Genomic DNA, 13,765 nt, shown 5'->3' with positions numbered 1-13,765 from the left:
AAAATGAAATATGATAAGGAATATTTGAAGAAAATGAAAGCAAATCCGGGAGACAAAACGCTTTCTCCAACTTGTGATAATTGCGAATTTAATATGGGAAATGTATGTGCAGGTTCAGGAGATAGAACGGATGGAAAAGGCGACATCTACGGAATGTCAATAGATGAAACTAAAAAAATGTTTCCTGACGGTTGTAGTGATTTTGGAATATCATTCTCAGCATTTGAGATTCAGGAAAAAATGAATGGAAGATAAAAATATATCATAGTACCCTCAGAGGAAAATAGAGACCATGCGTATAGCATGGTTTTTATTTTGGCAAAAAATTAACTATTGAAATGCTTTTGTATTGCGTGTATATTGTATTAAATTTTAAAGTAAAGCGAAAGGAGTACATTGAGTAATGAGAAATCTAGTAAATGAATTAGCCATAGTTGTTTTAACGATTATGGTTGCTTTTATTATATTGGCATGGGTTTCACCTGTAGGAAACAAGATTGAAGGAGCAATGAATAAAATTGTGGATAATTACCTTGGAGAAAATCAAACGGTAGAAAATGAAACAGAAACAACGACAAAATCATACGCTGATAACATTAAGGACAAGTATGAGGGAGAAACGGATTGGCTTAATGTCGCTAATTCAGATAATGTGAAATATAAAGTAATTAAAGGAGAGGGAAAGGTATTAGAGGTTAAACGTGAAAATGATTACATATATGTTCCAATGACAAATATTGCAGGACCTCTGAGGGACATACTATTTAATGGAAGCAGTCTTGAACCACAAGACGGAGCATATGTAAAATTATATGATGTAATAATGGGAGCGGATGGATATTATCAGTTGAAGTTTAATGATTATTATGGAACTGAAGATATTGAAATAATCTTTAAAAAGGTATCAGATGAAACAACTACAGTACCTCCAACAACAATTGGTTCAGAATATCCACAGTGGAATAAAGATACAACATACACAGGTGGAAACAGAGTTATATATAATGGAAAAGTATATCAGGCAAAATGGCAGACACTTGGAGAAAATCCTGAAACAAGCGGAAATTTTGGTGTATGGAAACTGATAGGAGAGGCAAATTAAAAAAATTAAAAAAATTAAAAAAATTTAAAATTTCTTCTTGACTAAAAAAAATTATGGTGTATATTCTAAGCAGATAGATTGATTTAAGCATTGAAGCACACCACTAAAGCTAAGTGGAAAATACAGAATAGCACAAGCTAGTGCATATTCTTTTATGATTTAGATAATAGAATAAATTTATGTTACATAGAATGAGATACTAACTTAAGTTGGTATCTCTTTTTATGATTAAATAGAAGTATAAGTTTAGGGGTTTACGAATACCCTTGCAATTCATTAAGAAAGGCAGGGGTTTACGAATCCCTGAATGGTGATTACTATGATAAAAGAAAAAATAGAATTGCTTTACGAAGCAATCAAAGAAACAGAAGGTAGCAACGCAAATGAAGTTTATGAATTTGTTAATCAGTTATTAGATGCAGCACCGGATTATGTGGCAAATGTAATTAAGTGTGAATTCAAAGTACAGGTTGCAGATTTTTCAGATGCATCCCAGTATCGTTATGCAAAGGAAACTTATCTTTTAAGAAGAGAAATTTTCTTGAATTCTTGGAAAGTTACAGTTTCAGCATTAACAAGAATTTGCGTAAAATACAATGTTAAAGCTATATTTGAAGATGAGCATAAACTTGATGATTATGCACTTCAGATTGTAGAAGAGTACTTCTCGTAAGTATTGAATGCATTTTTCAAATCCTTAAAAAGAATGAACAAAAAAGGTGGAGAATTAAAAAACTCCACTTTTTTTATGTTATAATTAAAACAAAAAGGAAGGAAATAAAAACCATGTACACTAAGGAACAGGTAAGGTCTATGCTTGGTATCTCAGGTAAGACATTACAAAAAGACATTAAGGAGGGAAAATTAAAATCCGAAGAAAATGATATATTTACACTTAAAGCAATAAATGATTATGTGGACGGAAAGAATAGTATCCGTATGAAAATTAATATGTTTTATTTTCTTGCTGAAGATGCAGATGTATCACTTATGTATAACATAAGAAAAATGTTTGAAGATGTTCTTCATGTAACAGCTCTGTATGATGAATACAAACTATTCTCAAAGCAGACAAGTTATGGACCAGATTGGGAAATGGAAAAGAGTCAACAGGATTCAATACAAAAAATTGTAGATACAATCAACAGACAGATTTTCTTATGCAATTCATTAGCAAGAGATTACGGTATGACACCTATATTCTCTGAAAAATTTTATACATATGAAGAGATTATAAAAATTGCAAAGAAATTAAGAAAATAATGAAATTAAGACACACCAAAATGGTGTGTCTTTTTTTATTTATTTTTACGAAAGAATTTAAAAACATATTTGTTACAATAAAAATTAGAATAGATGATTTTAGTGATAATTATAAAATAGAAATGAAAAGGAAATAATGCATGAAAGAAAAAAATTGTAAAGATTCTGTATATAAGGCTAATGTAAAACAAGATGCCAGATATGTTATAGAAACATTAACGAAAAGAGTTCATTTAGATGAACTTCCCGAGTCGTACTTATGTGATGTAATTAATGAAGCTAAAATGCAATTACATGGTAATGATATAGAATTAGCAATTGCCGAAAACGGTAGCGAGATGGAAATTATTGAGGAAATTGAGAAAACAAGAAGAGGCATTGAAGCATTACCAATGACTTCATATGAGAAAGGGCTTAGATTTGCTTTGCAAACTATTCAAAAAAACAAAAAAGCGGTGAAAATGAATTCAGATTTTTTCAAAGATTTATATAACACAGCTTATACGAGAGGATTTAATGCTGCTAAAAATAAATAGAAATGATAAGGGAACAGGTTTTGCCTGTTCTCTTTTTTTATAAATAAAAGTGTGCCATTTTCTTGCCACTATAAAGGTCATTGAAACGCCGTCAAATAACGTGTATATTATATTAAATTTTATAAAAAAGGAGCAAGAAATGGGATTTATTAAAGCAGCAATTAATTCAGTAGGTGGAACAATGGCAGACCAATGGTTGGATTATTATATGCCACCGACAAATTTAACAACGGGAGCAGCAGTATATAAAGCTGTGCCTTCAGGAACAAATAATGGTAGAGGAGAAAATGCAAAATGTTCAGTAGGAATTATTTCAAATGGTTCAAAGATTGTAGTACCTGAAGGTACTGCACTTAGATTAAAGGCAAAATTATTAGGACTATAAAATACAATGCAGTCCACGATTCGGCTTCGTTAGGCTAAGTGGGATGAGCAGATACATTTCCCAACTGCATATAAGTATGAAAGGAGTATATATGAGAGTAAAAATTTATGAATTTGTAAAAAGAGGTTTAGAAACAAATGTCATCCATAAATTTATTAAGACAATAGTAAATTGTTTTGTGGATTCATGTGGATTAACCCTTATGTTAATGTTTTTTTCAGGGAATATAGAACTATTTACGAATGAGGTAGCAATAATTAAAGTGGTTGAAGAAATATTTTTCGTACTTTTAACAATATATTTCATCATTTGGATTCTAAAAAAGTGTTTTTATGATGAAAGTTGTAATCAGAATAGTTATAATTTAACGATTCCAGAATCAACATGGGATTATATCAGAAGAAAATTAGGAATTTAATATAAAGTAATTCAAGAGAATTGGAGGGAATAAGAAATGAAATTTTTAAAGAAAATGATTTGTTTAGTATTGGCAATCGCCTGTGCGTTTTCTTCACTTTCAGCATATAAAGTAAACGCAGCAGGAAATGATGTTGTAGTAAAAGAAGTTGATAGTAAAGTAATAGATGTTACAGATATAAACACAACGATTGGTAATGATATATACATGACAAATAAGCAGATTTTATCATTGGAATGTAGAGCAAATGGAGACGTAAATCCAAATCGTATGGATTTAAAAGATTTATATTTAAAGATAATACCTGATGATAAAAGAATACATTTTGATTTTTCAGCTTATAAACTGCGAGATGAATTGCGTGATGCACCCCAGGAAATACGAATTATATTAAGCTGCAGTTACAATTATGCTCCGCTAGACACTACTATTACGATTAAACTTATGAATAATAATGTTACTTTATATAGAAAATTAAATTTACATGTTAGAAATCCTTTATGTGAAATTAAAAGAGATGATGTTAACATGTACAGCGATGAAACTGTCGGTTTAAATCTGCAGGGCATGTATGCAAGCACATATTTTAATGGTACTTATGATGGAGCAGTAGATTTAACTAAAGCGACTGTAGAATCAAGCAATCCGGATGTTGTAGCAATTAATAATGGAATACTTATAGCTCAAAACGAAGGAACAGCTACAGTTAATGTAACTTACAATGAAAGTTATAAAGGATATGTACTTAATAAAGTAAATGGATTCTATGAGTATGATGGACTTACGTACCTTAACAGTCCAACATTGCAGACAAGTTTTAATGTTACTGTTAAAAATAAAATAAAAGGAGTATCTTTTACAGAAACCAAAGTTAATGTTAAGGTAGGAGAAACTTATCAGCAGCAGCCTATTCTTGAAGTTAACAAAGATGGAGCGACAACTTCATATGAATGGGAATCTTCAAATACAAGAGTTGCAATAGTGGATGAAAACGGTGTTGTAACCGTTAAAAACGAGGGAGATGCAATAATTACTGTAAGAACTACAGATAAAAGCAAATCTGTAGCAACATATACGGTTAAGGGATATGATACAACAGAAGTAGTTGATAATCCTAACGCAGAGATAGTAAAACCCGGAGATAATATAAATTCATCAAAACCAAGCACAATAGTTGGACCTGATGGAACTAAATACATAAAAGCTCAGGCACCGGATGGAGTAAAAGCGATAGCAGGAAAGAACAGTATTAAAGTAACATGGAATGCAGTAAACGGAGCGTCTGCTTATGTAGTATACAGAGCATCAGAAAATAGTGATTACAAACAGATTGGAATTACAGCCGTTAATAATTTTACAGATAAGGGAGCAGTATACAATAAGAAGTATATTTACAAGATTGTTACAACGCCTCTGACGGGAACAATAGGTAATTCTGATATGTCAGAAGAATCAAACCTTGTTAATTTTAAAATTAAGACTCCAAAAATTAAGTCTGTTAAAAAGAATAAGAGTAAGTACACAATAAAAATTAGTGGTACTACATATGCTGGCTATCTTATATATGTCGGTAAAAATAAAAAGCCGAAAAAGGTAACTGCTGCTGTGAACAAGAAAACAGTTGATTTGTTCTTAAAAAAGAATAAAACGTATTATATACGCATAAAGGCGTATGCAAAAGTTAATAATTCAAATATGTATAGTAAGTTTTCAAAAGTCAAGAAAATAAAAACACGATAGTTTAAGAAAAGAACATGTGATATAATAACCCATAAATTAGGAGGTTCTATTGATATGTTTAGATGTTTTGAAACAGAATATCAGGCAAATGAGTATGCAAAGAAAGTTAATGGAAAAGTAACATGCAGACCATTGCCTGATTATATGGGTGTTATAGACAATTGGGTTGTCGAATGGGACAACAAGGAAGATGAAAAGGAGTAAGTAAAGGCATCTTATAAGATGCCTTTTTACTTACAAGTTTTTATTGACAAAAACGAAAATTAATATATATTCTAAGCAAGAATTGATGTATGCATTAGCACAGGCGGGTAGAGCCAATAGCAGACATCAATTTTTTTATTAAAAATGTCAGAAAGGAGCAACATATATGATTAATTTGGAAGACTTAGTTGAAGAAAATGAAGTAATTGCAAAGTATCATGTAACTTCTGATGGATTGGCTACAAGAGAATGTATTATCAATAAAGACAGTGATGATATTTCGGGTGCGCTCGAAGATACACTACATAGAATCCTAGATAACGGAGGAAATGAAGATGATGTCTGGAGAATACTTGGAGCAAAAATTCCTGAAGAAGATGAATGGGATGACTTAAACGAATTCAATGAATACATAAACATTGACCTCGGATATGTTGTCTGTGGACTTATAGATTCTTTTCTTAAATAAATCTTAATTTGAAAGGATAAAATAAATTATGGAAGAAAACAAAAATATAATTGACTGTTCTATATGCAGAAGAAAAGTAGGAGAAAATGATTCACTAACACCAACAACATTGCCATATATATGTACAAATAGCAATCAGGAAAAATTTGATGAGAAAACATTTTTCTTGTGCAGCAAATGTAAAAACGCTTTTGCACATTTGGTAATGAACAAATTTGCAACCATAATAGGAAATGAGGAACAAAACATTTACGTAAAAAAGAAATATGGGAAATTGGATGGTTATGTACTCACAGATGATGAAATAGCCGCTTTGACTCAGGCTGTCAAGTTGTCGGGATATGAGCCTACTGAAGAAAAAATAGCATCATGGCTTGAAAATGATACTATTACACTTAACATGTGTAAGAGTGGAAGAGAAGTAGTATGGCTAATGTTAGAATCAACTTCTATATGTTTATATGTAGACACTTTGGAAAAATTAGATGATTTAAGAATACAAGAAGAATTAATTAAATAAATAGCGGAGGAAGAAACGATGGCTAAGACTCAGGTTTATTATTTATGTAGTTGTGACGAATGGAAGTCAAACTCTAGTATGCGCCTGTTATTTATAGGAACTTCGCAGACTAAACTTATGATGAAAATATCTAAGGAAATTGAAGCGGAAAACATGGAGTATGGAGATTCTTCATTAACTCCAAAACAACAGGCAAAATCTTTTAGAAACGACTGGAAAAATAAAACAAGAGATGTGATAAATGGTAATTTAGTATATGGTCATTACGATTATGCTTACAATAATGAAGAAATATGATATGTATTATGTCATAGATTAAAGAAAAGAATTGATGTTAAAAATCTTAACGTCAATTCTTTTTATTTTATGGAAAGGAAAATAAAAACATGGAGAAATTAATTAATGCAAACGAAGGATTTGGTGTATTAGACAGGCTTTTTGCTAAAATTCAGAAAAACAATTATAAGGCTACGCAGCAGATGTTGGATGAAGCGTGGAGTGAATGGATTAAACTGGATGAAGTAAATGTAAATAATAGGAGGAAAAATAAAATGGAAGCAAGACAGAAAAATATATTCTATAACTTAATTGTAAGTTGGTTTGAAGATAGTCTTGAAAAATATGATAGTCTTCAGGATGAAACGTTTATTGAGCGTGTATGTAGGATGACGGGATTAACTAAAGAAGAATACGACGACATAGTTAACAATGAAGGTGAAGAAGAAAAAATTAATGTTGAATTTAATTTTAATTTTGAAGCTGATGTTACTAAAATCAATCCTGAAGATGTGGATATAGAAGGACTTGCTAAAGAATTGGCTTTCAACGAATTAAAATATTCAATTTTGAATGGAATTGTTACAGAAGAGGACTTTGAAATAGTTAAAGATTAGAATGCTATACCGGGTTAAAAGCATGAGCTTTTCCCGGTATTTTTTATTGACAAAATTAAGAAATCATATACATTATAGTCAAAGATTGATGTATGCAACGGCACGAAGTGTAATGCTAAATTGCAGACATCAGTCTTTTTTTATTAAGAAAATGAAATTTTTTATAAGGAGGAAATTATGGGTTATCCAATTATTTTTAAAACTAAAATAGTAAAACTGGAAGATGGCAGATTAATTCATTTTGATTTATCAGGATGCAATAATGATAATGAGGGAAGAAGACCTGATGATTGGCATGGCAGAGTTTTTACGGAAAGTGAATTTCACGATTATGCAGAATCGTTTAAGAAAAACAGTAAGCCTTACAAGGAATCTGATGGATTTACTATGAAAATAGGAAGCAGATATTGCACAGAGTACGATTATGGTGAGCATTTACTAAGAATGAAGAAAAAAGCCATAACATGGAAAAAACTATGTTCAAAATATTCAGTATCAGTAAGTTTAGTAGAAAGTGTGGAGGTATATAAAGGTTTGTCAATAAAACCATTGATTATGACACCTGATGAATTTGAAGAATATTTACGAGAAAATTATCTCAAAAATATTGTATATCACATTGTTGAGTCTAAAGTTTCTGATGAAAAACAGGTAGTTGAGGCATTGGAAAATAATAAAATGGCAAGAATTTGCATTTGTATTAGATAAAAAGGAGAAAGATATGTTAATAGCGTTATTAGTAGATGAAGGAGTTTTATTAGAAAGAGAAAATAAAGAGTTTGAAAGTTACAACAAGGTTTATGACAAAAAATATGGCTATTACGATGAAGGTCAGTATTACAAAAGACTTAAGGAAAAAGACGAGGTAATAAAAGATGCAAAAAAATATGTAGAAGATGGTGTTGATAATACATATGTAGTTGTGTCAAAGACGCTTTTACCAGACGAAGTTGATGTAAATACAGTAGACGTAGAAGATGAAAATTATTACGTAGAAGATGTAATATATTCAGTTGCCAAAATGGACGGTAAAATAGTCGAAAATTTTGTAAGAAAATAGTTTTGTTTGAGTGTAAAATTATGATAAAATAATACATGAATACAACCAGAACGGAAAAGCTCAAACTCGCATAATTATGTGGGATTGAGCTTTTGTTGGTTGGAAAATAAGGAGGAAAGAAAATATGGCTAAATACGAAGGAGTTTTCGCTTGCGGACATTCAGGAAATGTATATGTGACAGGTAAAATGAGTGAGCGACAATGGAAAATAGATAGAATGTTTGAAGAAGATTGCCCGGAATGTAAGAAAAAGAAAATAGTGGAAAAAATAAAAAAATCATTCAAAGAATCTGAAAAAAATGGTTTTCCTAAATTGTCAGGCTCTTTAAAACAGATTCAATGGGCTAATAGTATCAGAATGGATTTTTATAATCAATGGAAGAATGAGTATTCGTGGATAGGTGAAATAATAAAAGAAAATACGGAAGCAAAATTTTGGATAGATTATAGAAATAAGTTCAAGGATAAAGATTTTGTACTTGCTTATCACAATAAAATGGACGAAGAAAAGCAGAAAACAATAAAATTAAATAATAGTTCAATCGAGCCAAAAAAAATACTTCACGATGGTATAGTGGAAATATATGAGGAAGATAAATGCGTATGCTTAAAGTATAAGAAAGACAAAGACTTCATTGATATTGTACGAAATAAAGACTATCAGTGGAGTCAGGATTATAAATGTTGGTACAAACATCTCAGTAAATATACAGGCAAATTTGAGGACAGAGCGGCTGAGGTAGGTCATTTGTTACTAAACAGTGGTTTTATTATAAATATTGAAGATGAAGAAATTTGCAAAAATGCAATATCAGGCAAATTTGGCAAAGATATGTCAAGAAGAATTATTCCATTTGGAGATAGTCGAATAGAAATAGTATGGGGTGTCAGTAATTCATCATTATATAATCAAGCCATGCTGATAAACAATGCAAAATGGAATGGCTTTGGAGCAATAGTAGTAGTTGATGAAAGCAATGCTGATAAAATCAAAGAATTTGCAAAAAAAAATAATTTTGTAATAGAAAAGAATGCAGTAACAATATTAGAGAAATTCTCTATATAGAGATAAAGTGTAAGTCAGATAATTTTTTAGTTAAAACTAAATTTTTATCTGGCTTATTTTTTATGATGACAAAAAAGCAAAAAATAGTATATAATAAAAACACAAGTGATAACCTTGTTCTTTATAGAACGAAAATATCTACTATTATAGACCAAATCGTAGGAATTCATTTTAAATATAAACAGCTACTATTGCAGAAAATTTAAGAGACCTACTATTTATGAGAAAAATATTGACACATAAAAATTTGCATATATATTATATAAATAAGATTGATGGATGCTAAAAGCACAAGTATAAGCTAATTAGCAGACATCAGTCTTTTTATTTTAAAAAAAGAAAAGGAGTAAAAATAAAAATGAAAATAACAGATAGAAAAGAAAACAAGAGAAAAATATTATGTAAAAATTGTGGATGGCAGGGATATGATACCGATTGTACTTCAGAAAATGAATATGGTGAAGATGAATGCCCGGCTTGCAATAGTACAGAATTTGAAATTTTAGAATAAAAATCAAGAAAATGATTTATATAAAGGAGAGATTTTATGCAATGTAAATGTATAGAAAATAAACATGGAAACACAAATTTTGTGGTAAATAAAATCTATAAAGTAGAAGAAAATGTAGGTATATGTTGTCCTATGTTAATTGGATTTGATAAGTATGATAACCCCGGCAAATTGGAAACCGGAAAGGTTTTCGAGTTTGGTTGGTGCAAATTTGAAGTTTTATAAAGAAAGGATTAGTAAAAATGAGTAATATTAAAACAATTCACTGCTATGAAAGTGCAGAATACATAAAAATGGTAACAGGTAGAAAACCTAGCAAGCATCCAACATTAAATGAAGTTGAAGATATGGAATTAGAACAGTGGAATCACGATGTAACAGAAATGAGTGAAATTTTAGAAAATGAGCTTGATGTTGTTATGGTAAGATTTCCAAAAGATAACGGAGAATACGATTTTCGCCTGTGTGAAATCTAATCAGAAAGAAAAAGGGTTGCCAATGCAACTCTTTTTTTATGATGACAAAAACAACGAAAATAGTGTATAATAAAAACATAAGTGCAAACCTTAGTCCTTATAGAACATAAAACCTTGATTTTTGTAGTAAGCTCATTAAAATCAACAAAAACCTAGGTAAATTAAAATAATTGTTTTAATATTTTTGTACATAATGACTAATTAAGGGTTTAAGAAAAAAATAAATATCTACTGTTGTAGACTTATACAACATATTGTTTTATTTTTTAGTTTAAGAAAAAAATAAATATCTACTGTTGTAGACCATGAATAATGGATTTTTATAATGCCTGTTTAAGAAAAGAATAAATATCTACTGTTGTAGACTAAATTTCATCATTTGGATTCTCCTTGTTTAAGAAAAAGAATAAATATCTACTGTTGTAGACCGTCATCCATTTTACACTTATTGGCATGTTTAAGAAAAAAATAAATATCTACTGTTGTAGACTCAATATCTAAGCAAACTGCTGTTAATGTTTAAGAAAAAAATAAATATCTACTGTTGTAGACAAATACAATTTGAATGCTGACTGCATTGGTTTAAGAAAAAAATAAATATCTACTTTTGTAGACATCACAGACTGAGTTTTGTTATTCTATAAATTCAGATAAAATTAAATGAAACTATCATTGACCGATATATCATATAAATTCAATATTGACAAATGAAAAAAATAATATATATTTTAGACAAAGATTGATTTTTGCTAAAAGCACAAGCAAGCTAACAGCAGACATCAGTCTTTTTTTATTTGCAAAAAAAATAAAGTATTATGAGAAAGAGAGGTATGAATATGGATATGTTTTATATTCCTAACATAAGTGGATTTGTAGATTTTGTAAGTTATCATGGTAATTATAATAAGCCTATTTATTTTTATAATGGGCATGTAATGGCAGGTTTTTGTTTAAACACCAGACTTGAAGATATGTATAATTTTACCGATGTTGATGCATTGAATGAAGTAAATGAAGCTATAAGAAAACATATGTATATGTTTGACGCAGTAGAAACAAATAAATTTTACTCATGTAATGATAATATGTTTTCTAGGGATAATTCACAAAAGAATCTTAAAGGATTATTGTTAACAGTAAAGGCGCCATATTATGGATAAGAATGTAGATGATGGATAATAAGTGTTTGTTCTTCAGAAGGTGATGGAATAGACTTATATCGCCTCAGAGGTACACCGGAGGAAGTAAAGGAAGCAATCGTAAAATTTATTCTGATAGATAAAAACGAGGACCTTAGACGGTGGGAGAACGGAACTGAAAGTACAGCCGAAATCGAAAATGTAACCGGAAGAAGTAGTAAATTCTACGGATATGGAAATTATAGTAATTATCACATAGATTATACTGCTGTTAAATATTCCGACATTGAGAAAATAGAATAGGAGTGATAAAGATGGAGTTTTCCACAAATAAATATCATTTTAAGATGTTGAATGAAGATGAACTAAAAAAACTTAAAGCAGGTGATAAAGTAACAGTTTGTGTATCAATGAATTTGCCTGAAAGTGCTGAATTCACTGATACAGTAGTCATTAATCCTGCCTTTTGGAATTGTGATTCAGATGAACCGGGATGGGAAATAGAAACAGCAATAGGATATGCAAGTATTGATAGTGTATATCAAGTTGAAAAAGTAAATAAACAATAGAATAAAATAAAAGTCTTCTAGCTTTGGCTAGAGGACTTTTTTTTAGCAGCTTTAGAATTGTTGTTATTGACAAACTCTTAAAAACGTATATATTTTAAGCAAAGATTGATTTTTGCTAAAAGCACAAGCGAAAGCTAATTAGCAGACATCAGTCTTTTTTTATTACATGAACATTAATTTAAAGCATTGTACTAAAAAATGGAAATAAGGAGGAATAGTGATATGTACAAGTACATCATATCGTATGACGGAGGAATTCTCAGAGACAGTTCAGACCACGATTATGTTTATGAGAGTTATGAGGAAGCAGAGGAAGAAGCTAGACTTGACAAAGAATCATTTATGGATGGTTGGAAAGCAAATGGCTGCAATTATGAAGAGGAACTTTTTGATATTGAAATTGATGAAATCTAAGATAAGGAGAGAGAAAAATGAAATATGATGAGTTTATAGTTACAAGTAGTGCCTCAGAGTATCATAAGTTCAATACTTATGAAGAGGCATTGCAAAAAAAGAAAGAAATAGAAGACAACATGAAGGTAACAGTCACAGGAGTTGTTAAAAATGGGAAAGATGAAATCTTGTGTCAGACCGAAAAGAAAGAAGGAAAAGGACCATTTGCAATATTCAAATTAGTGGAATGTTCAGATTCAGATGTTGAATACGGCATCTTGTTAGTAGAGAACAGTGAAATAACTGAGCAGGACATAAGAGAAAAAATAAGTGACTTCAAAAACTCATACAGAGCTTATGGATATAGTTCAGTTGAGAAAATGAAAGCAGATGGATTTGACTCGATTGAAGAGTTGGAAGACATTACCAATGCTGTTCCGGTGTGGACTGTTGAGCAGTTGGTTGATGAAGCATTTCCGGATGATTGGAAGGTCAGTTTTTTAGAACTCGATGGTGTCATGGAAGTATAAAATAAGCAAAAAAAAGGTGAAAAAATATGAAAAAATATCAATATTTGGTTGAAAGAACTTGTCCTATGTGTAAAAAAGACACTTTCAAAAAGTTAACAAGAGAAGAATACAATCAGTATGCCAGCTATGTATGCTACGGTGATTCAATTCAAAAAAAGCTAACATTATCTGACAAGTTTGGCAGAGAGTTCTTTAAGACAGGGTATTGCCCAAGTTGTCAAGAAGTGTTGTTTAATTCAAAACTTGCTGATAAGTCAGAATATTTCACAGAGGATTCAATAAGAGAAAATGTTGTGAAAACTTTTATTAAAGAAAAAGAAAAAGAAAAAATGACATGGAGCAAAGCACTTCAGTCGGACATTGCAGATATGTTGACTGCTAATGAAAAGTTATTGATTTTACTTGAGTTAGACTTAATGGATGAATTTTATCTTGATGAAAACGGTCAAGTAAAAGTTGTAGAATAAGTGTGTTTCAAGCAAAGATTGGAG

At 30.3% G+C, this 13,765-nt stretch carries 24 protein-coding genes and 1 CRISPR repeat array; all 24 genes read left to right on the top strand.

All coding sequences use genetic code 11. The annotated features are described in order from the left end of the window. The first annotated feature begins 3 nt into the window (after positions 1 to 3). The 24 genes from N5B56_RS01660 (at position 4) to N5B56_RS01545 (ending at position 13,741) form a co-directional block, all read left to right on the top strand. On the top strand, positions 4 to 255 hold the full coding sequence (locus N5B56_RS01660; protein WP_260978229.1) for a hypothetical protein: 252 nt from the start codon (positions 4 to 6) through the stop codon (positions 253 to 255). A 148-nt stretch (positions 256 to 403) separates the two neighbouring features. Continuing rightward, the gene (locus tag N5B56_RS01655; RefSeq protein WP_260978228.1) at positions 404 to 1,102 is read left to right on the top strand and encodes a carbohydrate-binding protein; all 699 of its coding nucleotides are present in this window, start codon (positions 404 to 406) and stop codon (positions 1,100 to 1,102) included. Positions 1,103 to 1,421: 319 nt separating this feature from the next. Next, on the top strand, positions 1,422 to 1,775 hold the full coding sequence (locus N5B56_RS01650; protein ID WP_260978227.1) for a hypothetical protein: 354 nt from the start codon (positions 1,422 to 1,424) through the stop codon (positions 1,773 to 1,775). Between the two features lie 113 nt (positions 1,776 to 1,888). Next, the gene (locus tag N5B56_RS01645; protein WP_260978226.1) at positions 1,889 to 2,365 is read left to right on the top strand and encodes a hypothetical protein; all 477 of its coding nucleotides are present in this window, start codon (positions 1,889 to 1,891) and stop codon (positions 2,363 to 2,365) included. A 140-nt stretch (positions 2,366 to 2,505) separates the two neighbouring features. Next, positions 2,506 to 2,901: a hypothetical protein gene (locus N5B56_RS01640; protein ID WP_260978225.1), complete on the top strand. Its 396-nt coding sequence runs from the start codon at positions 2,506 to 2,508 to the stop codon at positions 2,899 to 2,901. A 139-nt stretch (positions 2,902 to 3,040) separates the two neighbouring features. Then, on the top strand, positions 3,041 to 3,286 hold the full coding sequence (locus tag N5B56_RS01635; RefSeq protein ID WP_260978224.1) for a hypothetical protein: 246 nt from the start codon (positions 3,041 to 3,043) through the stop codon (positions 3,284 to 3,286). A gap of 91 nt (positions 3,287 to 3,377) precedes the next feature. After that, the gene (locus N5B56_RS01630) at positions 3,378 to 3,704 is read left to right on the top strand and encodes a hypothetical protein (RefSeq protein WP_260978223.1); all 327 of its coding nucleotides are present in this window, start codon (positions 3,378 to 3,380) and stop codon (positions 3,702 to 3,704) included. Positions 3,705 to 3,740: 36 nt separating this feature from the next. Beyond that, entirely contained in the window at positions 3,741 to 5,444 is a 1,704-nt protein-coding gene (locus tag N5B56_RS01625; RefSeq protein WP_260978222.1) for an Ig-like domain-containing protein, read from the top strand. Between the two features lie 54 nt (positions 5,445 to 5,498). Continuing rightward, a complete protein-coding gene (locus tag N5B56_RS01620; RefSeq protein ID WP_260978221.1) occupies positions 5,499 to 5,648 on the top strand; it encodes a hypothetical protein in 150 nt (49 codons plus the stop codon). A 166-nt stretch (positions 5,649 to 5,814) separates the two neighbouring features. Further along, positions 5,815 to 6,117: a hypothetical protein gene (locus N5B56_RS01615; RefSeq protein WP_260978220.1), complete on the top strand. Its 303-nt coding sequence runs from the start codon at positions 5,815 to 5,817 to the stop codon at positions 6,115 to 6,117. Positions 6,118 to 6,145: 28 nt separating this feature from the next. Further along, positions 6,146 to 6,637: a hypothetical protein gene (locus N5B56_RS01610; RefSeq protein WP_260978219.1), complete on the top strand. Its 492-nt coding sequence runs from the start codon at positions 6,146 to 6,148 to the stop codon at positions 6,635 to 6,637. 18 nt (positions 6,638 to 6,655) lie between these two features. Next, complete coding sequence (locus N5B56_RS01605; RefSeq protein ID WP_260978218.1) at positions 6,656 to 6,934, top strand: hypothetical protein; 279 nt, start codon at positions 6,656 to 6,658, stop codon at positions 6,932 to 6,934. An 89-nt stretch (positions 6,935 to 7,023) separates the two neighbouring features. Further along, complete coding sequence (locus N5B56_RS01600) at positions 7,024 to 7,530, top strand: hypothetical protein (RefSeq protein WP_260978217.1); 507 nt, start codon at positions 7,024 to 7,026, stop codon at positions 7,528 to 7,530. A gap of 177 nt (positions 7,531 to 7,707) precedes the next feature. Next, entirely contained in the window at positions 7,708 to 8,238 is a 531-nt protein-coding gene (locus tag N5B56_RS01595; RefSeq protein WP_260978216.1) for a hypothetical protein, read from the top strand. A gap of 13 nt (positions 8,239 to 8,251) precedes the next feature. After that, a complete protein-coding gene (locus tag N5B56_RS01590; RefSeq protein WP_260978215.1) occupies positions 8,252 to 8,590 on the top strand; it encodes a hypothetical protein in 339 nt (112 codons plus the stop codon). Positions 8,591 to 8,714: 124 nt separating this feature from the next. After that, positions 8,715 to 9,656 carry a hypothetical protein gene (locus N5B56_RS01585; protein ID WP_260978214.1) on the top strand — a complete coding sequence of 314 codons (942 nt, stop codon included), beginning with the start codon at positions 8,715 to 8,717 and terminating at the stop codon, positions 9,654 to 9,656. 358 nt (positions 9,657 to 10,014) lie between these two features. After that, positions 10,015 to 10,167: a hypothetical protein gene (locus tag N5B56_RS01580; RefSeq protein WP_260978213.1), complete on the top strand. Its 153-nt coding sequence runs from the start codon at positions 10,015 to 10,017 to the stop codon at positions 10,165 to 10,167. A 36-nt stretch (positions 10,168 to 10,203) separates the two neighbouring features. Continuing rightward, positions 10,204 to 10,392: a hypothetical protein gene (locus N5B56_RS01575; protein WP_260978212.1), complete on the top strand. Its 189-nt coding sequence runs from the start codon at positions 10,204 to 10,206 to the stop codon at positions 10,390 to 10,392. A gap of 17 nt (positions 10,393 to 10,409) precedes the next feature. Then, the gene (locus N5B56_RS01570) at positions 10,410 to 10,643 is read left to right on the top strand and encodes a hypothetical protein (protein WP_260978211.1); all 234 of its coding nucleotides are present in this window, start codon (positions 10,410 to 10,412) and stop codon (positions 10,641 to 10,643) included. Between the two features lie 207 nt (positions 10,644 to 10,850). Beyond that, positions 10,851 to 11,258: direct repeats of the CRISPR family, unit length 35 nt; unit sequence GTTTAAGAAAAAAATAAATATCTACTGTTGTAGAC. A gap of 221 nt (positions 11,259 to 11,479) precedes the next feature. Next, positions 11,480 to 11,803 carry a hypothetical protein gene (locus N5B56_RS01565; protein WP_260978210.1) on the top strand — a complete coding sequence of 108 codons (324 nt, stop codon included), beginning with the start codon at positions 11,480 to 11,482 and terminating at the stop codon, positions 11,801 to 11,803. Positions 11,804 to 12,096: 293 nt separating this feature from the next. Continuing rightward, positions 12,097 to 12,351: a hypothetical protein gene (locus N5B56_RS01560; RefSeq protein ID WP_260978209.1), complete on the top strand. Its 255-nt coding sequence runs from the start codon at positions 12,097 to 12,099 to the stop codon at positions 12,349 to 12,351. A gap of 222 nt (positions 12,352 to 12,573) precedes the next feature. Further along, entirely contained in the window at positions 12,574 to 12,765 is a 192-nt protein-coding gene (locus N5B56_RS01555) for a hypothetical protein (RefSeq protein ID WP_260978208.1), read from the top strand. 17 nt (positions 12,766 to 12,782) lie between these two features. Next, positions 12,783 to 13,274: a hypothetical protein gene (locus tag N5B56_RS01550; RefSeq protein ID WP_260978207.1), complete on the top strand. Its 492-nt coding sequence runs from the start codon at positions 12,783 to 12,785 to the stop codon at positions 13,272 to 13,274. A gap of 26 nt (positions 13,275 to 13,300) precedes the next feature. Next, positions 13,301 to 13,741, top strand: a complete 441-nt coding sequence (locus tag N5B56_RS01545) for a hypothetical protein (protein ID WP_260978206.1) — start codon at positions 13,301 to 13,303, stop codon at positions 13,739 to 13,741. Positions 13,742 to 13,765: the final 24 nt, after the last annotated feature.

The sequence above is a fragment of the Eubacterium album genome (assembly GCF_025336545.1).
Classification (GTDB): domain Bacteria; phylum Bacillota; class Clostridia; order Lachnospirales; family Lachnospiraceae; genus Eubacterium_U; species Eubacterium_U album.
The sequence above is the reverse complement of the archived record's forward strand: the minus strand, read 5'-3'. Positions and strand labels throughout refer to the sequence as shown.